Source organism: Piscinibacter gummiphilus (assembly GCF_032681285.1).
Classification (GTDB): Bacteria; Pseudomonadota; Gammaproteobacteria; order Burkholderiales; family Burkholderiaceae_C; genus Rhizobacter; species Rhizobacter gummiphilus_A.
On the sequence record NZ_CP136336.1, the window covers coordinates 216,785 to 236,067 of the forward strand.

The window sequence follows — 19,283 nt, forward strand, 5'->3', positions numbered from 1 at the left end:
CGCGCTGACGCGCGCCCCACAAAGCCCTGCGCTGCTCGACGGCACTCAAGGGCCCCGGGATACCCTCGCCCGCTGCGCGGGCCTCGTACTCTCGGCTCGCTTCGCCTCGTGCTTGAAGCGGCGTGTGCGTAGCGCCGCCCTGGAGGCGATGCGAAGCGAGCAGTCCGGCCTTCGGCCGGACCGCCACCGTCGGGTCGCCTTTTCTTGGTTACTTCTTTTGGCGAAGCAAAAGAAGTAACTCGGCCGCCGGGCCGAGACCCGGCAAGCCGCCACGCAGTGCTCACATCTTCGGCGGCACCACCGGCAACGAAGACGACAACCCGCCGTCGACAGGAATCGCCTGCCCATTCACATACGACGCGTCATCGCTCGCGAGAAACAGCGCCGCATACGCAATCTCATGCGGCAACCCCCCGCGCCGCAGCGGGTTCAGCTGCCCGATCTTGTTCTCGGTGCCCCGCTCACGCGCCCGGTCGAACACCGGCTTCGTCATCCCGGTTTCGATCAACCCCGGGCAGATCGCATTGATGCGCACCCCGGTGCCGCCAAACTGGTTCGCGCTCGTCTGCACCAGGCTGATGACCCCGGCCTTGCTCGCGCTGTACGGCGGCCCGCCCGCGCCCGAACGCAAGCCCGCGACCGACGCGGTGCAGATGATCGAGCCGTGCCCCGCCGGCACCATCACCCGCGTGGCGTACTTGATGGCGAGAAACGTGCCGACCAGGTTGATCGAGAGGACGCGGTTCCACTCCTCCACCGTCCACTCGTCGAAGGCGCCCATGCCACCGCTCACCCCGGCGTTGGCGAAACACACGTCGAGCCCGCCGTGGTGGCGTACTGCCGTTTCGATGTAGTCGGCGACGTCCTTCTCCTGCGAGGTGTCGCGCTGGAGCGCGATGGCGGTGCCGCCGGCGGCGCGGATGTCGGCGACGGTGGCCTCGACTTCGGGGGCGCGGTCGACGGCGACGACCTTGGCGCCCTGCTCGGCGAAGAGTTTGGCGGTGGCGCGGCCGATGCCGCTGGCAGCGCCGGTGACGACGGCGGACTTGCCTTCAAGACGTTTCATGGGTGGCTCCGTACCGATGTTTCCAAACCGCCAAGCATAGGCCGAGGCGCGGCCGCCCGGCCCCGGTGCGATCCCCAGGCAAGGGTGTCGTGCAGGCGACGCGGGTTTGCTTTAGTATGACGACCATCATGTAAAGGAGAAGCCAATGAGCGCCACCACCTTGACCGTCGACCCCGCCATCGAGCGCGCTGCGCTGGCCTTCCTCACGCCCTCGCCGCTCGCCAAGGCACCGTCGCTCGACTTCCTGCCCGGCGCACGCCGCCGTTTCATCGACAGCCCGAGTGGCCCGCTGGCGGCGGCCGAGTGGGGCGATGGGCCGGCGGTGCTGCTGCTGCATGGCTGGGATGGCAAGGCCAGCGACCTCGCCGCATTCGCGCCGCCGCTGCTGGCGGCTGGCCACAAGGTGATCGCCGTCAACCTGCCGGCGCACGGCGAATCGGCCGGCGAGCGCACGTCCATTCCGGGTTCGGCGCGGGCGTTCGTCGCGGCTCAGCAGGCGCTGGGCCCGCTGCACGCGGTGGTGGCGCACTCCATCGCCACGGCGGTCACCGTGGAAGCGGTGGCCCTCGGCCTGCCAGCGCAACGGCTTGCGCTGATCTCCGCGCCGGCGCGCTATGCGATGTATGCGAAGGGCTTCGCGGCGCAGGCCGGCCTGTCACCCGAGCAGACGGAGCAGATGCTGCTGCTGTTGCGCGAGATGGGCGTCGACGTGCACGCGATCTCGACACCCCGCCGCGGGGCCTCGTTGCAGCAGCCGGTGCTCTTCGCCCACTCGGCCGACGACCGCGTGGTGCCGATTGCCGATGCCGAGGCCAGCCATGCCAAGTGGGCCGGGCCGGCGCAGTTCCTGCGGCTCGAGGGCCTCGGCCACCGGCGCATCCTGCAGGCGCCCGAGGTGGTGGCGGCGGTGACGGCCTTCGTCACCGCGCCCTGAGCGACTTCAGCCTGCCAGTCGCTGGCCCGAGGTCACCGGCCAGTGGCCCCCGAGCGTGCGCGTGGCGGTCTCGGCGGCGGTGAAGAGCAGCGAGTTCATGCGCTGCACGGCCAGGTCCGAGAAGCGCTCGAGCGGCCCCGAGAGCGACAGCGCACCCAGCAGGATGCCGGCCGGGCCGAACACCGGGGCGGCGACGGCACCGCACAGCGGATCGCGCTCGCCGAAGGAGTTGTGCAGGAGCGGCGTGTCGCCCGCCACGTTGAGCCCGCCGGCAAACGCCTGCAGCACCTTGCCGGCCGCGCCGCGGTTGAGCGGCAGCACGTCGCCCGCGCGCACGCGGTCGAGCGTGGAATGGGCCGAGTCGATGCGGAAGAGGCACAGGCGCGAATCCTTGCCGTGCCGCACATGGAACGACGGGCTCTCGGTGCCCTTGCTCACCAGCCACTCCAGCACCGGCTGCACGCCTTCCTTCAACCCGTAGGTCTGCTCGAAGGAGCGGCCGAAGAGAAAGGCCAGCGGCCCGAGCGCGTAGCGCTTGTCGCTGCGGTGCACGACGAGCCCCGCACGGGCCAGCGAGGCCAGCAGGCGCAGCAGCGTGCTCTTGTACATGCCGGTGCGCCGCGCGAGTTCGGCCAGCGTGAGCGGTGCGCTGGCGCGGGCGAGCGTGGTGGCGATCGAGAGGGCGCGGTCGACCGCAGCCACCCCGTCGGCGGGCGCCGAGGGCGGGGGTGCGACGGTCGGGATGTCGTGCGGAAGCGCGGTGGGAGCGGGCGCCACGGGTGCCGCGGCGGAAGGGGGCGTCAAGACCTGGGACACGGAGACCTCCGAATACACCCGCGTGGTGAGGCACGACGTGTGTTCTGCTAAGTGGAATTTGGGTTCTCTTTGTGGCATCAGTGTGCGGCAGCAAGGGGGTCGACCGTTCCTCGGGTGATCCCTATTGACCTGCCGGCCGGCTGGTTCGGATACTGAAAAAACGGACCCAGAGTTCCATCCGACAGAACTCACGAACTTCACCGGGTCCACCGGAATTCACAGGAGGCGAACCGATGACCCCTCGCAAGGCCAGAAGAGCCCTTTGCCTCGCCGCGGCGCTGTGCGTTGCGGCGGGCGTGTCCCCGGTGCAGGCGCAGGGCTACCCGGCCAAGCCGATCCGCTTCGTGGTGGGCTTCAGCCCCGGCAGTTCGATCGATACCGTGGCGCGCATCGTGGCCGACCACCTGAAGACGAAGCTCGGCCAGCCGGTCACCGTCGACAACCGCACCGGCGCCAACGGCATGCTGGCTGCCAGCGAGCTCGCGCGTGCGCCGGCCGATGGCTACACGGTGCTCGTGAGCAACTCCAGCACCATCACCGTCAACCCGCTGCTCTACGGCAAGAAGATGGCCTACGACGTGGAGCGCGACCTGGCGCCCGTCTCGCTGGTGGTCTCGGTGCCCTTCATCCTGACCGTCAACCCCGACAAGGACACGACGGCCAAGGTGATGAACGTGCCCGACTTCGTGAAGGCCGCAAAGGCCGGCTCGTTGGCCTACGGCTCGGCCGGCGTGGGCAACCTCACGCAGCTGAGCATGGAGCTGCTCGCGCAGCAGTCGGGCATGAAGATCACGCACGTGCCCTACAAGGGCTCGGCGCCGGCGCAGCTCGCGTTGCTGGGCAAGGAGGTCGATGCGGCCTTTGACAACCCGGCCGCCATGCAGCAGATCAAGGCGGGCAAGCTGCGCGCGATCGCGGTGTCGTCGGCGCAGCGCTGGCGTGACCTGCCCGAGGTGCCGAGCATCGCCGAGCAGGGGTTCCCGGGCTACGACATCTCGTTCTGGGTCGGCGCCTTCGTGCCGGCGAACACGCCGCCTGCGGTGGTGAAGGTGCTGTCCGATGCGATGAAGGCCGCCACCGAAGACCCCGCCACGCGTGCCCTGCTCGCGCAGCAGGGAAACATCCTCGCGCTCGGGCCGAAAGACTTCGCCACCCGCATCAAGAGCGAGACCGCGCAGTACGCCGAGATCATCAAGCGCTCGAACATCGAGTTGAAGGAATGACGTCTTCCTGGCAGGCCGAACTCGACGAGCTGGCCCGGCGCCAGCAACTCGCCGCGCGCATGGGTGGCGAAGACAAGCTCAAGCGCCACCGTGACAACGGCAAGCTGCCGGTGCGCGAGCGCATCGCAGCGCTCGTCGACGAAGGTTCGTTCATCGAAGTCGGCGGCCTGGCCGGCAGCGGCCAGTACGACGAGCGCGGGCAGCTGAAAGACTTCACGCCGTCCAACGTGCTGATGGGCCGCGCGCAGGTCGAGCAGCGGCCGGTGGTGGTGGTCGGCGACGACTTCACCGTGCGCGGTGGTGCCAACGATGGCGCGGTGGGCGACAAGCTGATCGTGGCCGAACAGATGGCGCACGACCTGCGCGTGCCGCTGGTGCGCCTGGTCGACGGCACCGGGGGTGGCGGCTCGGTCAAGAACATTGAGCTCAAGGGCCACACGCTGCTCCCGAAGCTCAAGGCCTGGCCCTACATCGCGCGCAACCTCGCCACCGTGCCAGTGGTGTCGCTCGGCCTCGGCTCGGTGGCCGGCATGGGCGCGGCGCGCGTGTCGGCGGCGCACTACTCGCTGATGGTGAAAGACATCTCGCAGGTCTTCGTCGCCGGCCCGCCAGTGGTCGAGCGCACCGGCCAGAAGATCGGCAAGAACGAACTCGGCGGCAGCCACATCCACACCCGCAACGGCGTGGTCGACGACGAGGTGGCGAGCGAAGCCGAAGGCTTTGCGCGGGCGCGGCGCTTCCTCTCCTACCTGCCCTCGTCGGTGCATGGCCTGCCGCCGCGCAGCGGGGTGGGCCGCGAGCAGGCGAGCGATCCCAGCCTGCTTCGCAATGCGATCCCGAAGAACCCGCGTGCTGTCTACAAGGTGCGCAGCATCGTGGAGTCGGTGGTCGATGCCGGCAGCTTCATGGAGCTCGGCCGCCACTGGGGCCGCGCCATCGCCACCGGCCTCGCACGCCTCGATGGCTGGCCCGTTGCGGTGATCGCGAGCGACCCGTATCACTACGGCGGCGCGTTCGACCGGCTGAGTGCCGAGAAGTACACCCGCTTCATCGACTTCGCCGAGCTCTTCCACCTGCCGGTGATCAACTTCGTCGACATCCCGGGCTTCCGCATTGGCCTCGAAGCCGAGCAGGAAGGTGTGATGCGTGCCGGCGTGCGTGCGCTCACGGCCTTGTCGCAGACGACCGTGCCCTGGTGCAGCTTCATCCTGCGCAAGGCGTTCGGCGTGGCCGCGGCCTCGCACCAGCATCCGGAGCGTTTTGCCTTCCGTTATGCGTGGCCCTCGGCGCAATGGGGCTCGCTGCCCATCGAAGGTGGGCTCGAGGTCGCCTACAAGGCGGAGATCGAAGCCGCCGCCGACCCCGAAGCCAAGCGCACCGAGATCGAGGAACGTGTGCGCGGCCTGACCTCGCCCTTCCGCAGCGCCGAGGCCTTCGTCGTCGAAGACATCGTCGACCCCGCCGACACGCGCAAGCTGGCCGTCGAGTTCGCCAACCTCGCCGCACCGCTGCGCGTGGCGGGTGTCACCCGCTTCCCTTACAGACCCTGATTCCCGACGCCACCATGCCCCAGATCGAATCCCCGCTGACCGGCCGTGTGCTGTCGGTCCTCGTGTCCGAAGGTGATGCCGTCACGCCCAGCATGTCGCTGATGCTCATCGAGTCGATGAAGATGGAGATCCCGCTCGAAGCGGAAACCTCGGGCGTCGTCGCCAAGGTGCTGGTGGCCGAGGGCGACGAGATCAGCGAAGGCCAGGCGGTCATCGCACTCTCGTAAGGCTGGTCGATGCTCGACAAGACCGTTGCCACGCTGGCCGACGCCGTGCGCGGCGTACACGACGGCGCCACGCTGCTCGTGGGCGGCTTCGGTGTCTCGGGCGTGCCGCAGGAACTGCTGTGCGCGCTGCTCGACCAGGGCGCGCGTGATCTGGTGGTCGTCAACAACAACGGCGGCAACGGGCCGAAGGGCCTGAGCCAGCTGATCGAGGCCGGGCGTGTGCGCAAGGTGATCACCTCGTATGCGCGCTCGGCCAACCCGGCGCGGCCCAGCGCGCAGGCGCTGGCCGAGGCCTATCACGCCGGCCTTGTCGAACTCGAATGCGTGCCGCAGGGCACCATCGCCGAGCGGCTGCGCGCGGCCGGCGCCGGCATCGGCCCCTTTTTCACGCCGGTGTCGTATGGCACGCCGCTGGCCGAGGGCAAGGAAACACGCGTGATCGATGGACGCGGCTATGTGCTCGAACACCCGCTGCACGGCGACTTCGCCTTCGTGAAGGCACAGGCCGCCGACCGCCACGGCAACCTCGTCTTCAAGAACGCTGAGCGCAACTTCGGCCATGTGATGGCCACTGCCGCGAAGACGACGGTGGTGCAGGTGGAAGAGATCGTGCCGCTCGGCGCCATTCCGCCCGAGCAGGTGATGCTGCCGGGCATCTTCGTGCAGCGGGTGGTGCAGTGCCACCACGAGCCCTGGATATGACGCATACGCCACTGACCCGATTGCAGATGGCCCAGCGCGTGGCGCAGGACATCCCCGACGGCGCCTACGTCAACCTCGGCATCGGCATCCCCACGCTGATCGCGAAATGCCTGCCGCAGGACCGCGAGGTCATCCTGCACAGCGAGAACGGCATCCTCGGCATGGGCCCCGGGCCGGCCACGATCACCGACGTGAGCCTCATCAACGCGAGCAAGGAACAGGTGACGCTCCTGCCCGGCGCGGCACTCTTCGATCATGTGCTCTCGTTCGCGATGATGCGCGGCGGCCACCTCGACCTCACGGTGCTCGGCGGCTTCCAGGTCTCGCAACACGGCGACCTCGCGAACTGGGACACCGGGGCACCGGGCGCCATTCCCGCGGTGGGTGGTGCGATGGACCTCGCAGTCGGCGCGCGCCGCATGTTCGTCGTGATGGAGCATGTCGACAAGCAGGGCCGGCCCAAGCTCGTGCGCGAATGCAGCTACCCGCTCACCGGCCGCGCCGTGGTCGACCGGGTCTACACCGACCTCGCGGTGATCGACATCGAAGACGGCCAGTTGCTCGTGCGCGAGATCGTGCCGGGCCTGGGCTTCGATGGACTTCAGGCGCTCACGGATGCACGATTGACCCTCGCCCTTCATCCCCACCGCACGACATGAGCGACCTCCCCGCCCGTGGATTGACCGAGCCCGACCCGGCCCGCCACGTCTTCGACGAAACCCTGGGCCGAGCACCCGCCCGCGGCCGCATGCAGGGTCGCTCGGTGCTGGTGGTGGGCGCCGGCCAGCAGGTGGTGCCCGACGACCCGTCGCCGCCCACCGGCAACGGCCGCGCGATCGCGATGCTGCTCGCGCGCGAAGGCGCGCACGTCGCCTGCCTCGACCGCGACGCCGCCGCCGCGCAGGCCACCGTCGACCTCATCCAGCGCGACGGGGGCCGGGCCTTCCCCGTGATCGCCGACGTGGCCCAGCCGCCCGAGATCGAGCGCGCGGTGCAGGAAAGCCTCGCCACGATGGGCCGACTCGACGGCCTGGTGATCAACGTCGGCATCGGCGGCCCGCCGCTGCTCGCCGGCCAGACGCCCGACGCGTGGGATGCCGCGATGGCCGTCAACCTGCGTGCGCACATGCTCTTCTGCCGAGCCGGCCTGCCGGTGATGGCGCCGGGTAGCGCCATCGTCTTCATCTCGTCGACGGCGAGCCTTCGCCCCGGCACGCGCATCCCGTCGTACGACACCTCGAAGGCCGCGCTCGCTGGCCTGTGCCGCCATGTGGCGCTCGAAGGCGAAGCGCTCGGCGTGCGTGCCAACGTGCTCGCCCCCGGGCCCATCGACACCCCGCTCGGCCGCAACGCCAGCGCGCGCCGCCCGGCGCGTGCGGCGCAGCGCCTGCCCTTCGGCCGCGAAGGCACGGCGTGGGAGGTGGGCTACGCCACGCTCTTCCTGCTGTCGCACGAAGCCTCGTTCATCAACGCGCAGGTGATCGTGGCCGACGGCGGCATCACCGGCCTGCAGTTGCGCTAGGAGTCAGAGATGCCCCGCCTTCCCTACATCACCGACGAAGAGGCTGGCCCGCCGGAGCTGGTCGAAGCGATCCGCAAACGCCGCGGCGGGCGCCTCGCCGAACTCGACCGGCTGCTGCTCTACAGCACCCCGTTCGCCACCGGCTGGGGCTTGATGATGGGGCGTGTGCGCACCGAACTCTCGCTCTCGCCCCTGCTGCGCGAGATCGGCATGCTGGGCGTGGCAGTGCTCAACGGGGCGGAGTACGAGTTCCACCACCACAGCCAGCCCTTTCTCGATGCGGGCGGCACGCCCTCGCAACTGGAGGCGCTGCGCAAGCTGCCGGCGGTCGATGCGTTGCTCTTCAATGCGACTGAGCGTGCCGCGCTGCAACTCACGGTGGAGATGACGCGCGACGTGAAGGTGGCCGATGCGACCTTCGCTGCCGCCCGCGCCGCGCTCGGCAACGACACGCACCTGGTCGAGCTGATTGCCGTCATCTCGTCCTACAACATGGTGTCGCGCTTCCTCGTGGCCCTCGACCTCACACCCGAGTAGTTTTTCAACTGACCTTCAAGGGAGACAAGATGAGCGCAGAAACCCAACTGCTGGAGATGATCGCCACCAAGGCCGCCTACCCGGCCTCGATGCTGATGCCGCTCTTCGACCAGCTCAAGCCGATCAGCGCCGCCGAAATCATCGGCATGTGGCGCGGCGGCAAGTTCGACGGCGGCAAGGACCCCGACCCGATCAAGTGGTACGGCAAGCGCTTCGTCTCGCGCGAGCACGTCGACCCGCTGATGTGCCGCGCCGAAGACGGCTCGATCTATTCCTACGACAAGCTCGGCTTCGCGCAGCTGCGCGAGGTGGCGCACAACGGCGTGGTGTCGGCCTCGCTGATCTACGACAAGCAGCCGATCATGGATTACTTCCGCAAGGTCACCGACAACGTGATCGTCGGACTGGGCGACATCAAGGGCAAACCGCTGGACTTCTTCTTCCACCTCACGCGCGAAGGATGACAGCCCCTCGGGCCGGTTTGGGAGCGGCCCGCCCCGCGCGAACACCCTGCTGTGCGGTGCTCGCCCTGTGCGCCCTTGGGGCGCACGCCGCCGAGCCCCTGAAGAACTGGTTCGACGATCCGTTCTTCCAGGTGTCGTCGGCGATCGAAGGCTGCCCCACGCCGCTCGGCCCCCTGATGACCGAGGCCGAGCGGCGTGTGCAAGCGCATTCACGCGCCGAGCGGGGCACGACGTGCTGGCTCGCCGGGCAATGCGACCGGCCCAACGACTTCGCCTATTCGGCCGACATCGCCGAGGGCGTGCGCGCAATGGTGGCCGCAAACGCGAAGCGCTTCGAGCGCACGAGCTTGTGGGTCACCGTCCAGGGCCGGGTGGTGTTCATCGAAGGCTGTGTGCCCGATGCCCGGGCCGGCCCGGCCATCGAGGCACTGGCGATGAAGGTGCCGCATGTGAAGCAGGCGATCGCCAGCGTGCGCGTCGGGCGCTCGGGCCAGGTGCCGTACAAGCCGATGCCGCGCTGATGCCCGCGTTCTTTTCCTGACATTTACACGGGCGACGCATTCCATCACCGGCAGATCGTGGAGCATCGCGGTTCTCACGATCAGCACGCGTGCCACGCGTTGGAGCCACCATGAAACCCACCCCCGTCGCCGCCGCGCTTGTCTTCGCTGCCGCCACGCTCGCGCCTTGGGCCGCGCAGGCGCAATCGATGCGCTGCAAGAACGACCTCGCCAATGTCGGCGAGGGCAAGGCGTCGGTGCTGCAGAAATGCGGCGAGCCGATGCACCGCGAGTCGTTCTGCAAGCCGGTGGCGCAGACGCCGGCGCCGAGCCCCAACGCGGGCGGCACGACTGTCGTCAACGTGACGCCCTGCGAGACCGTCGACGAGTGGACCTACAACCCCGGGCGCGGCCAGTTCCTGACCATCCTGCGCTTCGAGTCGGGCCGGCTCGCGGGCATCTCCTACGGCGATCGTGTGAAGTAGGGCGGTGGCTTGAAACCGCCGGGCGCGGGCCTCACCTGAGAAGCCTCCCCGCTTCAAAAGGCCCGCGTGTGACCCTCTTCGTCGCCTTCGGTGTGATGGCGTTGCTCGTGGCCTGGTTCGCCGGACAGCCGCTGTGGGTGGCGCTGCGCCGTGCGCGCATCCGGCGTCAGCCGTTTCCGCTGGCGTGGCGCGAGATCCTGCGCCGCCGGGTGCCCTACGTGCGGCACCTGCCGGCCGACCTGCAGCTGCAGCTGAAGAAGCACATCCAGGTGTTCGTGGCCGAGAAGCCTTTCATTGGCTGCGCCGGCCTCGCCGTCACCGACGAGATGCGCATCACCATCGCCGCGCAGGCCTGCCTGCTGCTGCTCAACCGCGTGCGGCCCGGCTACTACCCGATGCTGCGCCAGGTGCTGGTCTATCCCGGCGCCTTTGCCGTCGACCGGGTGCATGCCGATGGCAGTGGCGTGCTGCAGGAGCAGCGGCTCGCGCTCTCGGGCGAGTCGTGGTCGCAGGGGCAGGTGATCCTGTCGTGGCAGGACACGCTCGATGGCGCCGCCGCACCCGGCGATGGCCAGAACGTGGTGATCCACGAGTTCGCACACCAGCTCGACCAGGAAAACGGCCCCGCCAACGGCGCTCCGCACGTGCCCGGCCGCCGTGCGCGCGAGCGCTGGGCGCAGGTCATGACGGCGGAATTCGCGCAGTTGCAGTCGGCCGTCGAGTCGGGCGAGTCCACTCTGCTCAACCCGTATGGCGCCACCAACCCGGCCGAGTTCTTCGCGGTGGCGAGCGAGGTCTTCTTCGAGCAGCCGCAGGCCCTGGCCGAACGGCACCCGGCGCTGTACGACGAACTCGCGCGCTGCTACCGGCTCAACCCGCTGTCCTGGGCGTGAGGGAAATTGCAGACGCCTGAAAGACGTGATCGTCTCTCGGGGCAAACCCATAAATGTGCAAAAAGCACATTCAGGTAGAGTAGGCCCTCCCGTGGCCCGTCCGTGCACGCCTTGTTCCTCGAAGACCACCCCTCGCCGCCTGCCGCCCCGCCCTCCGCGCCCGACGCGTCGGCGGTGCTGGCCGCCTGCCGGGCGCTGCTGAGGCCGCTGGCCGAGCTGGCCATTGCGCGGGGTCTGCATCACGCCGACGTCGACGAGCTGCTGCGAGGCGCCTTCGTCGACGCCGCCCTGGCCGCCCACCCCGATGTGACGCCGCACCGCGCGGTGAGCCGGGTCAGCACCGCCACCGGCCTGCACCGGCGCGAGGTCAATCGCCTCCTTCAACGAGAGCCTGCACTCACTGCGAAGCGCACGCCGGCGACCCAGGTGTTCACCCGCTGGTTGAGCGACCCGGCCTGGCGCGAGCAGACCTCCTTGCCACGCCAAGGGGCCGGCTCCAGCTTCGAGGCCCTGGCCCAGTCGGTCACGAAAGACGTGCACCCGCGCAGCCTGCTGGAAGAGTTGTGCCGGCTAGGGCTGGCGCGCGTCGACGAGGAAAACGACCGCGTGGAGCTCTTGCTCGAACGTTTCACCCCGGCCGGAGACGAGCCGCGCATGCTGGGCTTCGTGGCCAGCAACGTGGGCGACCACCTGCAGGCCGCGGTGGCCAACGTGCTGTCGCCGAAACCGCTGCACCTGGAGCAGGCCGTGTTTGCCGACGAACTTTCAGCCGAGTCGGTGCAACAGCTGCAGCCGCTGATCCGCGAGCAATGGCAGCGACTGCTGCGCGCGCTGGCGCCTGAGCTGCAGAAGGCCATCGACGACGACGCCGCGAGCGGCCGCACCCAGGACCATCGCCTGCGCGTGGGCCTCTACGGCTATCACGCACCGATGCAGGACGATCCCCCACCCCACGACGTGATCGAGAAGGCCCCGAGGCGCGCTGCCGCCCGCAAGGCCGCACGAAGGAGCAGCCCATGAAGCGCCTGCGGTTCGACGGGCCCGCGTCCACCACCGCCGTGCTGTCGCTGGCGGCCGTGCTGGCCCTGTTGCTGCTGGCCACGGTGCTGCCCGGTTGCGGCGGCGTCGACAGCGGCGGCACCGGCCAGACCGTGGAAGACCCCAACTCCACCTCCGGCCGCATCAGCGGCTTCGGCTCGGTGATCGTCAACGGCATCCGCTTCGACGACAGCCAGGCGGTGGTCATCGACGACGACGGCGTCATGCACCCACGCACCGACCTGCGCTTGGGCATGGTGGTCGAGGTCGAGGGCCGCTTGCGCGGCAACTCCGGCGAGGGCACGGCACGCCAGATCCAGTTCGGCCACGAGATCGCGGGGCCGGTGGAGTCGGTCGACGTGCCGGGCTCGAAGCTCGTGGTGCTCGGCCAGACGGTGCTGGTCGATGCCGACACCCTCTTCGACGGCTACGCCGCCGGCCTGGGCGATGTGCTCGCGGGCCAGCTGGTGGCGGTGCACGGCTTCTACGATCCGAGCGCGGGCCGCTACAGCGCCACGCGCATCGAGCGGCGCGCGTCGCTTTCGCAATACACGCTGCGGGGCCGCATCAGCGGGCTGCAAGGCCCGCCGGCGCGCACCTTCTCGATCGGTGCCGCGCTCATCGCCTACGGCAGCGTGTCCCCGCCTCCGCCGCCGCTGTCCAACGGGCTGTCGGTGCGGGTGAGCCTCAACACCACGCCGGTGTCGGGCCGCTGGGTGGCGAGCTCGGTACACGTCTCGCAGCGCAACTTCCCCGACAACGACGAAGCCGAGGTCGAGGGCTACGTGAGCGGCTATGCCAGCAGCGCCGATTTCCTCGTGGCGGGTCTGCGGGTGGATGCGAGCGGCCCCGGCGTGAGCGTGCGCCACGGCACGCTTGCCGACCTGGCCGATGGTGTGCGCGTGGAAGTCGAAGGTGTCATGCAGAGCGGCGTGCTGGTGGCCAGCACGGTCGACTTCAAGCGCGGCGGCCGGCAGGAATTCGAGTTGCACGGCGCGGTCGAGTCGATCGACTTCGGCGCGCAGACCCTGGTGCTGCGCGGCGTCACCGTCGCATGGGGCAGTTCCACCCGCTTCGCCGGCGGCAGGGCGGCCGACCTTGCGGTCGGCGCCCGGCTCGAGGTGCGTGGCATGCCGTCGGGTGGTGTGCGCATCCAGGCCGATTCCATCCGTTTCGAACGATGAAGACCGATCTCAACCCGTCGCCGCGCCGCACGCCGCTCTGGCAGGAGCGGCACGACGCCCCGACCTTCGTGGCCGGCAGCCGCCGACCGCATGTGCTCGTGGTGGAAGACGACCCCGTGCAGGCCCTGCTGCTCACGCTGATGCTCGACCACCACGGCGTCGACGCCACGCTCGTCACCGATGGCGCCCAGGCCGTCGAGGCGGTGAAGGCCGGCGGCTACACGCTGGTGCTGATGGACTACCTGATGCCGGTGGCCAACGGCATCGAGGCCACGCGGCAGATCCGCCAGTGGGAACATGAGCACCATCACATGCCCACGCCCATCGTCGCCGTCACGGCAAGCGTGATGGCCGCCGATTGCGCGGCCTATCGCGCGGCGGGCATGGACGACGTGATCCTCAAACCTTTCTCGGCCGGTGCCCTGGCCGACGTGCTGGCCCGCCACGGCTGCGCACGGCAACACGGGGCTTTCGTACACGGAGCACTCTCATGAAGCAGTATTCGAATCTCTTGGGCCTCGCCGCGGTGGTTGCGGCCCTGTCGTGCGGCGGCGCCGCCTCTGCGCAGACCAGCGTGGGTGTTTCGGTGCAGGTCGCGCAGCCGGGCGTCTACGGCCGCATCGACATCGGCAACATGCCGCCGCCGCCGGTGGTCTACACCCGGCCGGTGGTGATCGCGCAGCCGGCCGTCGTCGTGCCGGCGCAGCCGGTGTACCTCTACGTGCCGCCCGGCCACCAGAAAAAATGGGCCAAGCACTGCCACCGCTACAACGCGTGCGGCCAGCAGGTGTACTTCGTCAAGGAAAGCTGGGTGCGCGAGCGCTACGAGCACGAGCACGGCCACAAGCACGGCAAGAAGGACAAGTCGCACAAAGGCCACGGCAAGCACGACTGACCCAACTTCGGATCGGCGGGCGGGCCGAGCGCCGGGCCGCTCCCAAGCCGGCCCGCCATCCCCTTGGGGGATCGACCGGCGTACCCGCCGGTCGAGGGGTCAACATCTCTAGCCGACGAGGCGCCCGTAGCGGTCGATCGCGATCAGGTCGACGTACTGCGAGCCCTGCGTCACACCGGGTGCGAACTCGACGCGGTAGCCGCCGAGGTCGGTGCGCAGGCCGGCGATCGATTCCTTCAGGCGCGCGCGGCTCACCCGCTCGCCGCCGCTCACCTTGAGCGCGGCACGCGCCGCTTCGATGGCGGTGCGGCCGGCGATGTAGCCCTCGAGCGTGGTGATGCCGAGCTTGGCTTCACCACCGAACGCGGCGAAGTCCTGCTTGGCGCGGCTCACCACGTTGGCGGCCCCCGAGTTCGGGCGCGGCACCACCATGCTCATGATGCAGCTCTGCTTGCGCGCGGTGAGCGTATCCATCAGCCCCTGGCCCGCGTACGACGACGCGTAGAAGAGGCCCGGGTACTTCGCGTTCGACATGTGGTCGATGATGGTGGCCACCGGGCCGGCGTTGGCCGAGATCAGCACGATGTCGACCTTGGCGGCCATCAGCGAGGCCGCCACGTCTTCGAAGTTTGTGCCGGCGCGTTCGATCGCGATCGACACCGTCGGCGTGATCTGCACCGCGTTGAGCGCCTGCGTCATCACCGCCAGGTTGGCCGGCGAGGTGTCTTTCAGGTAGACGTAGCCGATGCGGCGCATGCCGAACTCCTTGATGTAGTTCGCCATGCGCTTGTATTCGAGGTCGTAGCCGGCGCGCACGTGGAACACGCCGCCGGACACGCCGGTGCGCAGGCCCATGTTGCCGCTGGCCGTGCCCAGGAGCGCCATCTGTTCCTTGTTGGCCAGCGGCACGCAGGCCTCGGCCGCGATGCCGTTGGTCAGGCCGACGATCGCCGACACGCCGCCCTCGACGAGCGTGTTCACGTTCTGGATGCAGCGGTCTTTCACGCCGCCGTCGTCGAGTGTCACGAGCTCGAAGCGCGGGCTGCCCGGCACCGCCGAGGCCGCGGCAAAGGCGGCGGTGATGCCGTCGCGGATGTCCTTGCCATACGCGGCCTGGCCGCCGCTCAGCGAGGCCGATTGACCGAACTTGATGACGGGGCCGTTGGCGGCACGGGTGGCCGCCCAGGGGGCCAGCATGCTGCCGGCGACGATGGCGGGGCTGCCGATCACGAGGTGTCTGCGCTTCATTTCAACTCTCCCTAGCTAGAACAGTGGACCTGAGAAAGAACTGCCTGCCGTCCGCGGAGGACGGATGGGGTGACGGGTTCTCGGCCGACTTTTTTCACGGTTGAGGGTTGTGTACAGATTGATACCGTCGCTGCATTTCGGTTGCAGCTGCGATTCGTGAAGTGACGCACAACGTCACTTCAGACGCGAACCGAGCGCGCATTTGTGCGCAATGACGACGCGCTGTATCAGCCGTTTACGAATTGACACAGCCCGCGGCGCGCCAAGACACTGGCCTCACCGCAGCACACGGAGCCTTGACGCCATGAAGACCGCACGCACTGCCACCCGCCTGATCGCGCCGTCCCTGGTCGCTTCCGTCCTCGTGCTGGCCGCGGTGGGCGCACAAGCCTTCCAGTTGCGTGGTTTCCGCGGTGTCGAGTGGGGTGCCGAAGCCGAACGCCTGGGGCCCGATGCGACGGTCGTGTCGCGCGAAGGCGAACTCACCTGCTACCAGCGCGCCAACGAGAACCTGCTCTTCGGCGACGCCGAACTCAAGGCGGTGCACTACTGCTTCGTGAACGACCGGCTCTACACCGTGCGCCTCGAAGCCGCGGTGGGCGCGAAAGCGCTGGCCGCCGAACTCGAACGCGCCTACGGCCGCCCCGATGCCCGCCGCGGCCTCAACGCCACCTGGGGCCGCAAGGCGAGCGATGCGCGCGCCGAGCTGGTCTCGCGCGGCGAGCATTCGCTGCTCACCCTGTCGCCCGACAGCTCACGCAAGACCGAGCTGGCGCTGCGCAGCACGGCCGCGCCCGCGCCCGGCTTCTGATTCAGCGCGGCGCGGCGGCCTTCTCCACCCAGTCGGCCACCGCGCTCGCCTCGGCGCCCTGGGTGCGCAGGCCACGCGCCACACCTTCGCGGTTGGCGGCCGTGTGGTTCTGGCTCATCTTCCATTTGCCACGCAGCGACGTCAGCGGGATCTCGATGCCCACGATGCCGCGCAGCATGGCCTCGAGGTAGTCGGCCGGCGCATCGCTCACCTGCCATGGCACTGCCTGCGTCGCCTCGTGGCGCTGCGTGAGCCGCGTGACCAAGCGGCGCAGCCACGCCACGTCGTCACGAACCACGAGCTTGCCGCGCGCCTGCACCACGACATAGTTCCAGGTGGGCACGGCCTTGCCGTTCTCGGCCTTGCTCGGGTACCAGTTGGGTGAGATGTAGGCCTGCGGGCCCTGGAAGGCGACGAGCACCTCGGCGTCGGCGGCTTCTTTCCAGACGGGGTTGGCGCGTGCCACATGCGCGGTCAGCACACCGGCACCACCGGGCTGCGCGTCGTACAGGAAAGGCACGGGGTTGGCGTCCAGCCCCTGCGGGCCGTGCGTGATCAAGAGGCCCAGCGGGTGCTCGTGGAGCAACTGCTGCAGCGGCTCGGGCCGGGTCTCGTCGAAGTGGCTCGGTGTGTACATGGTCAGGTCGCGATCGTCGGCTCGCAGAGGATCTCGCTCTTCACCGAGTTGGCGATGAAACATTCCTCATGGGCGCGGTGGTGCAGGTGCTCGTGCTCTTCTGGCGTGGGCTGCTTGCCGACGAAGCGCACGGCAGGCCGCAGCGTGACGCGCGTGACGGCGACGCGCCCTTCGGCGTTGGGCTCCATCACGCCCACCGCGTCGTCTCGGTAGCCGTCGACCACGAAGCCGGCGCGGCAGGCGATGTCGAGGAACCACAGCAGGTGGCAGCTGGAGATCGAGCCGATGAAGCTCTCTTCCGGGTCGACTGCGGCCGCGTCGGAGTAGGGCACCCGCACCGACAGCGGTGACGAGGAGGCCGGCAGCACGTGCCCGCCGTCGAAACGGATCTCGTGGCGGCGGCTGTATTTCTTGTCGCTGAAGGGCGCGTCACCGCGTTGCCAGACGGTGGTGGCGGTGTAGACGTGTTCGGCCATGGGATGCTCCGGGTCAGAGGGTGTAGTCGTAGCGGATGAAGCCCTGGAATTGGGCCACCTTGTCGTACAGCGCACGCGCGGTGTGGTTGTGTTCCTGCGTGAGCCAGTAGTAGCGCTGGGCGCCGGTTTCGCGTGCTGCGGCCGCCACCGCGTGGATCAGCGCCCGCGCCACGCCGCGCCCGCGCTGCGCGGGCTCGACGAAGAGGTCTTGCAGGTAGCCATAGCGGGGTGCCCATACGCCGGTATGGAAGAGGTAGTGCGCGATGCCGACCAGGCGGCCGTCGAGCGTGGCGCCCAGTCCGTAGACCTCGTCCCGCTTCAGCAGGCGTTGCCACGCCGTCTCGTACTGGTCGGGCGTGGCCTCGGTCTTGTAGAAGGTCTTGTAGCCGCGCGCGAGCCGCTCCCAGGCGGCGCGGTCGTCGGGGCGCAGTGGCGTGATTCGGAGTTCTGAATTCATTGGCTCCTGATCGTAGACACAATGCGGTGCACCAAAGGAGCCAATCCGCCATGGATGCCAGAACCAATCCGGCTGCGTCGCTGCGCCAGCAGGTCTACCTGCAGTTGCGCAGCGCCATCGAGCAGGGCACCTTCGCCCCGGGCAGCCGGCTTCCGCCCTCGCGCGAGCACGCCCAGGCGCTGGGCGTGGCGCGCAACACGGTGCTGTGGGCGCTCGACCGGCTGCGTGCCGAGGGCTACATCGTGGCGCGGGTGGGCGACGGCAGCTACGTCGCGCCCGACCTCGCCGCGCTGCACCCCGCGGTCGCGCCGGGCAAGCGCGGTGCACTGCAGCCCGAGGGCGGGCTGTCGGGCCGCGGCCGGCAGATCGCCGACACCGCCTTGCGCTGGCGCCCGCCGGTGTCGACCGTGGTGCCCTATCGCATCGGCGCCCCTTCAGTGGCCGACTTCCCGTTCGAGCTGTGGTCGCGCCTGGCGCGCCAGGTGCCGCTGGGCCTGCAGCAGCGCCTCGCGCAGTACGGTCCGCCGGCCGGCCACCCGCCGCTGCGCGAGGCGATCGCGCAGTGGTTGCTGGTGTCACGCGGCATCCGCTGCGCGCCGGAGCAGGTGGTGGTGACCTCGGGCTCGCAGCAGGCCATCGACCTCCTAGCCCGACTGCTGCTCGACGTGGGCGACGAGGTGATGGTCGAAGACCCGGGCTACCTCGGCATCCGCGCGTGCCTCGTCAGCCATGGCATCACGGTGCGGCCAGTGGAGGTCGATGCGCAGGGCTTCGCCATCGCCGAGGGCGCGGCGCGGTGGCCGCAGGCGCGCATGGCGGTGGTCACGCCCACGCACCAGTTCCCGCTGGGCGTGCACATGGGCCTGCCGCGCCGGCTGGAGCTGCTGGAATGGGCGCGCCAGCAGCGAGCGTGGATCGTGGAAGACGACTACGACGGTGAGTTCCAGTACGGCACGCACCGCATTCCGGCGCTGTGCAGCCTGCCGCACAGCGAACGCGTGCTCTACGTGGGCACCTTTTCGAAGACGCTGCACCCGGGCCTGCGGTTGGGCTTCATCGTGCTGCCGCACCACCTGGTGGAGGCCTTCGCCAGCGCGCGCTCGCTCACCGACCGCCACAGCCCGGGGGCCTCGCAGGAGGTGCTCGCGCGCTTCATCACCGACGGCCACTTGCTGCGCCACCTGCGCCGCATGCGCGAGCTCTACCAGGAGCGGCAGGCGGCGCTGGTCGATTCGCTGCGCAAGGCGACCGACGGGCGGGTGCAACTCACGCCGGCGGCGCAGGGCATGCACCTGTCGTTCGAGATCGGGGCTGGGCGGGACGACACGGCGCTGAGCCGTGCGGCGGGGGAGGCAGGTGTGTATCTGGCGCCCTTGTCGCTGTATGGCGTGGAAACGCGGCGGCGTGGGTGGGTGTTCGGGTATGCGGGGTTTTCGGAGCGCGCGCTGCGGTCGGCGGCGCGGGCGTTGGGGCCGGTGGTGGTCGGAGCGGCATCCCGGGCGTGGGGTGGGTGACTCCGTTCATGTCCCCCGACGAAGACCACTCCCGTGGTCGTCGTCTCCTCCTTCACTCCACTCCGTCACCCACCCCACGCCCGGGATGCGAGACACCGTGCCCA

Annotated in this window: 24 protein-coding genes; 18 read left to right on the forward strand and 6 right to left on the reverse strand. The window is 69.4% G+C overall.

Going from position 1 to position 19,283, the window contains the following annotated elements:
- Positions 1 to 280: 280 nt before the first annotated feature.
- Positions 281 to 1,066 carry an SDR family NAD(P)-dependent oxidoreductase gene (locus RXV79_RS01020; RefSeq protein ID WP_316701458.1) on the reverse strand — a complete coding sequence of 262 codons (786 nt, stop codon included), beginning with the start codon at positions 1,064 to 1,066 and terminating at the stop codon, positions 281 to 283.
- 145 nt (positions 1,067 to 1,211) lie between these two features.
- On the opposite strand from RXV79_RS01020, the gene RXV79_RS01025 reads away from it, so the two are divergent.
- On the forward strand, positions 1,212 to 2,000 hold the full coding sequence (locus tag RXV79_RS01025) for an alpha/beta fold hydrolase (protein ID WP_316701459.1): 789 nt from the start codon (positions 1,212 to 1,214) through the stop codon (positions 1,998 to 2,000).
- A gap of 6 nt (positions 2,001 to 2,006) precedes the next feature.
- On the opposite strand, the gene RXV79_RS01030 is transcribed toward RXV79_RS01025, so the two are convergent.
- Positions 2,007 to 2,816, reverse strand: a complete 810-nt coding sequence (locus RXV79_RS01030) for an IclR family transcriptional regulator (RefSeq protein ID WP_316701460.1) — start codon at positions 2,814 to 2,816, stop codon at positions 2,007 to 2,009.
- 233 nt (positions 2,817 to 3,049) lie between these two features.
- Between RXV79_RS01030 and RXV79_RS01035 the strand changes: the two genes are divergently transcribed.
- From RXV79_RS01035 to RXV79_RS01105, 15 genes are all read left to right on the forward strand, one after another.
- Positions 3,050 to 4,039 carry a Bug family tripartite tricarboxylate transporter substrate binding protein gene (locus RXV79_RS01035; RefSeq protein WP_316701461.1) on the forward strand — a complete coding sequence of 330 codons (990 nt, stop codon included), beginning with the start codon at positions 3,050 to 3,052 and terminating at the stop codon, positions 4,037 to 4,039.
- Positions 4,036 to 5,589, forward strand: coding sequence for an acyl-CoA carboxylase subunit beta (locus RXV79_RS01040; protein ID WP_316701463.1), 1,554 nt, complete (start codon positions 4,036 to 4,038; stop codon positions 5,587 to 5,589). The genes RXV79_RS01035 and RXV79_RS01040 overlap by 4 nt, the downstream gene beginning before the upstream one ends.
- 14 nt (positions 5,590 to 5,603) lie before the next feature.
- Positions 5,604 to 5,816, forward strand: coding sequence for an acyl-CoA carboxylase biotin carboxyl carrier protein subunit (locus RXV79_RS01045; protein WP_316701465.1), 213 nt, complete (start codon positions 5,604 to 5,606; stop codon positions 5,814 to 5,816).
- A gap of 9 nt (positions 5,817 to 5,825) precedes the next feature.
- The gene (locus RXV79_RS01050) at positions 5,826 to 6,518 is read left to right on the forward strand and encodes a 3-oxoacid CoA-transferase subunit A (RefSeq protein WP_316701468.1); all 693 of its coding nucleotides are present in this window, start codon (positions 5,826 to 5,828) and stop codon (positions 6,516 to 6,518) included.
- A complete protein-coding gene (locus tag RXV79_RS01055; protein ID WP_316701470.1) occupies positions 6,515 to 7,177 on the forward strand; it encodes a 3-oxoacid CoA-transferase subunit B in 663 nt (220 codons plus the stop codon). Before RXV79_RS01050 ends, RXV79_RS01055 begins: the two co-directional genes overlap by 4 nt.
- Positions 7,174 to 8,040 carry an SDR family NAD(P)-dependent oxidoreductase gene (locus RXV79_RS01060; RefSeq protein WP_316701471.1) on the forward strand — a complete coding sequence of 289 codons (867 nt, stop codon included), beginning with the start codon at positions 7,174 to 7,176 and terminating at the stop codon, positions 8,038 to 8,040. Before RXV79_RS01055 ends, RXV79_RS01060 begins: the two co-directional genes overlap by 4 nt.
- A 9-nt stretch (positions 8,041 to 8,049) precedes the next feature.
- Positions 8,050 to 8,577, forward strand: coding sequence for a carboxymuconolactone decarboxylase family protein (locus RXV79_RS01065; protein ID WP_316701473.1), 528 nt, complete (start codon positions 8,050 to 8,052; stop codon positions 8,575 to 8,577).
- Between the two features lie 29 nt (positions 8,578 to 8,606).
- On the forward strand, positions 8,607 to 9,041 hold the full coding sequence (locus tag RXV79_RS01070) for a DUF4334 domain-containing protein (RefSeq protein ID WP_316701474.1): 435 nt from the start codon (positions 8,607 to 8,609) through the stop codon (positions 9,039 to 9,041).
- Between the two features lie 56 nt (positions 9,042 to 9,097).
- A complete protein-coding gene (locus RXV79_RS01075; RefSeq protein ID WP_316701475.1) occupies positions 9,098 to 9,562 on the forward strand; it encodes a BON domain-containing protein in 465 nt (154 codons plus the stop codon).
- Positions 9,563 to 9,672: 110 nt separating this feature from the next.
- Positions 9,673 to 10,026, forward strand: a complete 354-nt coding sequence (locus RXV79_RS01080; protein WP_316701476.1) for a DUF2845 domain-containing protein — start codon at positions 9,673 to 9,675, stop codon at positions 10,024 to 10,026.
- 68 nt (positions 10,027 to 10,094) lie between these two features.
- Entirely contained in the window at positions 10,095 to 10,919 is an 825-nt protein-coding gene (locus RXV79_RS01085) for a M90 family metallopeptidase (RefSeq protein ID WP_316701477.1), read from the forward strand.
- A gap of 102 nt (positions 10,920 to 11,021) precedes the next feature.
- Positions 11,022 to 11,939, forward strand: coding sequence for a DUF6502 family protein (locus RXV79_RS01090; protein WP_316701478.1), 918 nt, complete (start codon positions 11,022 to 11,024; stop codon positions 11,937 to 11,939).
- Positions 11,936 to 13,141, forward strand: a complete 1,206-nt coding sequence (locus RXV79_RS01095; protein WP_316701479.1) for a DUF5666 domain-containing protein — start codon at positions 11,936 to 11,938, stop codon at positions 13,139 to 13,141. The genes RXV79_RS01090 and RXV79_RS01095 overlap by 4 nt, the downstream gene beginning before the upstream one ends.
- A complete protein-coding gene (locus RXV79_RS01100) occupies positions 13,138 to 13,635 on the forward strand; it encodes a response regulator (protein ID WP_316701481.1) in 498 nt (165 codons plus the stop codon). The genes RXV79_RS01095 and RXV79_RS01100 overlap by 4 nt, the downstream gene beginning before the upstream one ends.
- Positions 13,632 to 14,036, forward strand: a complete 405-nt coding sequence (locus RXV79_RS01105; protein WP_316701482.1) for a hypothetical protein — start codon at positions 13,632 to 13,634, stop codon at positions 14,034 to 14,036. Before RXV79_RS01100 ends, RXV79_RS01105 begins: the two co-directional genes overlap by 4 nt.
- A 108-nt stretch (positions 14,037 to 14,144) precedes the next feature.
- Here RXV79_RS01105 and RXV79_RS01110 read toward each other — a convergent pair whose 3' ends face one another.
- The gene (locus tag RXV79_RS01110; RefSeq protein ID WP_316701483.1) at positions 14,145 to 15,284 is read right to left on the reverse strand and encodes an ABC transporter substrate-binding protein; all 1,140 of its coding nucleotides are present in this window, start codon (positions 15,282 to 15,284) and stop codon (positions 14,145 to 14,147) included.
- Between the two features lie 304 nt (positions 15,285 to 15,588).
- Here RXV79_RS01110 and RXV79_RS01115 point away from each other — a divergent pair, with 304 nt between their 5' ends.
- Positions 15,589 to 16,095, forward strand: a complete 507-nt coding sequence (locus RXV79_RS01115) for a hypothetical protein (RefSeq protein WP_316701484.1) — start codon at positions 15,589 to 15,591, stop codon at positions 16,093 to 16,095.
- Position 16,096: 1 nt separating this feature from the next.
- On the opposite strand, the gene RXV79_RS01120 is transcribed toward RXV79_RS01115, so the two are convergent.
- The 3 genes from RXV79_RS01120 to RXV79_RS01130 are packed head-to-tail and all read right to left on the reverse strand — an operon-like array spanning position 16,097 to position 17,665.
- A complete protein-coding gene (locus RXV79_RS01120) occupies positions 16,097 to 16,732 on the reverse strand; it encodes an FMN-binding negative transcriptional regulator (protein WP_316701485.1) in 636 nt (211 codons plus the stop codon).
- A gap of 2 nt (positions 16,733 to 16,734) precedes the next feature.
- Entirely contained in the window at positions 16,735 to 17,208 is a 474-nt protein-coding gene (locus RXV79_RS01125; RefSeq protein WP_316701486.1) for an OsmC family protein, read from the reverse strand.
- A 13-nt stretch (positions 17,209 to 17,221) separates the two neighbouring features.
- Positions 17,222 to 17,665, reverse strand: coding sequence for a GNAT family N-acetyltransferase (locus RXV79_RS01130; RefSeq protein ID WP_316701488.1), 444 nt, complete (start codon positions 17,663 to 17,665; stop codon positions 17,222 to 17,224).
- Between the two features lie 50 nt (positions 17,666 to 17,715).
- Here RXV79_RS01130 and RXV79_RS01135 point away from each other — a divergent pair, with 50 nt between their 5' ends.
- Positions 17,716 to 19,179: a MocR-like pyridoxine biosynthesis transcription factor PdxR gene (locus RXV79_RS01135; protein WP_316701490.1), complete on the forward strand. Its 1,464-nt coding sequence runs from the start codon at positions 17,716 to 17,718 to the stop codon at positions 19,177 to 19,179.
- Positions 19,180 to 19,283 lie beyond the last annotated feature (104 nt).

What these genes read in the sequence shown, in the direction of transcription:
- RXV79_RS01020 (WP_316701458.1), bottom strand. Translation starts at nt 1,066, where the DNA reads ATGAAACGTCTTGAAGGCAAGTCCGCCGTCGTCACCGGCGCTGCCAGC.
- RXV79_RS01025 (WP_316701459.1), top strand. Translation starts at nt 1,212, where the DNA reads ATGAGCGCCACCACCTTGACCGTCGACCCCGCCATCGAGCGCGCTGCG.
- RXV79_RS01035 (WP_316701461.1), top strand. Translation starts at nt 3,050, where the DNA reads ATGACCCCTCGCAAGGCCAGAAGAGCCCTTTGCCTCGCCGCGGCGCTG.
- RXV79_RS01040 (WP_316701463.1), top strand. Translation starts at nt 4,036, where the DNA reads ATGACGTCTTCCTGGCAGGCCGAACTCGACGAGCTGGCCCGGCGCCAG.
- RXV79_RS01045 (WP_316701465.1), top strand. Translation starts at nt 5,604, where the DNA reads ATGCCCCAGATCGAATCCCCGCTGACCGGCCGTGTGCTGTCGGTCCTC.
- RXV79_RS01050 (WP_316701468.1), top strand. Translation starts at nt 5,826, where the DNA reads ATGCTCGACAAGACCGTTGCCACGCTGGCCGACGCCGTGCGCGGCGTA.
- RXV79_RS01055 (WP_316701470.1), top strand. Translation starts at nt 6,515, where the DNA reads ATGACGCATACGCCACTGACCCGATTGCAGATGGCCCAGCGCGTGGCG.
- RXV79_RS01060 (WP_316701471.1), top strand. Translation starts at nt 7,174, where the DNA reads ATGAGCGACCTCCCCGCCCGTGGATTGACCGAGCCCGACCCGGCCCGC.
- RXV79_RS01065 (WP_316701473.1), top strand. Translation starts at nt 8,050, where the DNA reads ATGCCCCGCCTTCCCTACATCACCGACGAAGAGGCTGGCCCGCCGGAG.
- RXV79_RS01070 (WP_316701474.1), top strand. Translation starts at nt 8,607, where the DNA reads ATGAGCGCAGAAACCCAACTGCTGGAGATGATCGCCACCAAGGCCGCC.
- RXV79_RS01080 (WP_316701476.1), top strand. Translation starts at nt 9,673, where the DNA reads ATGAAACCCACCCCCGTCGCCGCCGCGCTTGTCTTCGCTGCCGCCACG.
- RXV79_RS01095 (WP_316701479.1), top strand. Translation starts at nt 11,936, where the DNA reads ATGAAGCGCCTGCGGTTCGACGGGCCCGCGTCCACCACCGCCGTGCTG.
- RXV79_RS01100 (WP_316701481.1), top strand. Translation starts at nt 13,138, where the DNA reads ATGAAGACCGATCTCAACCCGTCGCCGCGCCGCACGCCGCTCTGGCAG.
- RXV79_RS01105 (WP_316701482.1), top strand. Translation starts at nt 13,632, where the DNA reads ATGAAGCAGTATTCGAATCTCTTGGGCCTCGCCGCGGTGGTTGCGGCC.
- RXV79_RS01110 (WP_316701483.1), bottom strand. Translation starts at nt 15,284, where the DNA reads ATGAAGCGCAGACACCTCGTGATCGGCAGCCCCGCCATCGTCGCCGGC.
- RXV79_RS01115 (WP_316701484.1), top strand. Translation starts at nt 15,589, where the DNA reads ATGAAGACCGCACGCACTGCCACCCGCCTGATCGCGCCGTCCCTGGTC.
- RXV79_RS01120 (WP_316701485.1), bottom strand. Translation starts at nt 16,732, where the DNA reads ATGTACACACCGAGCCACTTCGACGAGACCCGGCCCGAGCCGCTGCAG.
- RXV79_RS01125 (WP_316701486.1), bottom strand. Translation starts at nt 17,208, where the DNA reads ATGGCCGAACACGTCTACACCGCCACCACCGTCTGGCAACGCGGTGAC.
- RXV79_RS01130 (WP_316701488.1), bottom strand. Translation starts at nt 17,665, where the DNA reads ATGAATTCAGAACTCCGAATCACGCCACTGCGCCCCGACGACCGCGCC.
- RXV79_RS01135 (WP_316701490.1), top strand. Translation starts at nt 17,716, where the DNA reads ATGGATGCCAGAACCAATCCGGCTGCGTCGCTGCGCCAGCAGGTCTAC.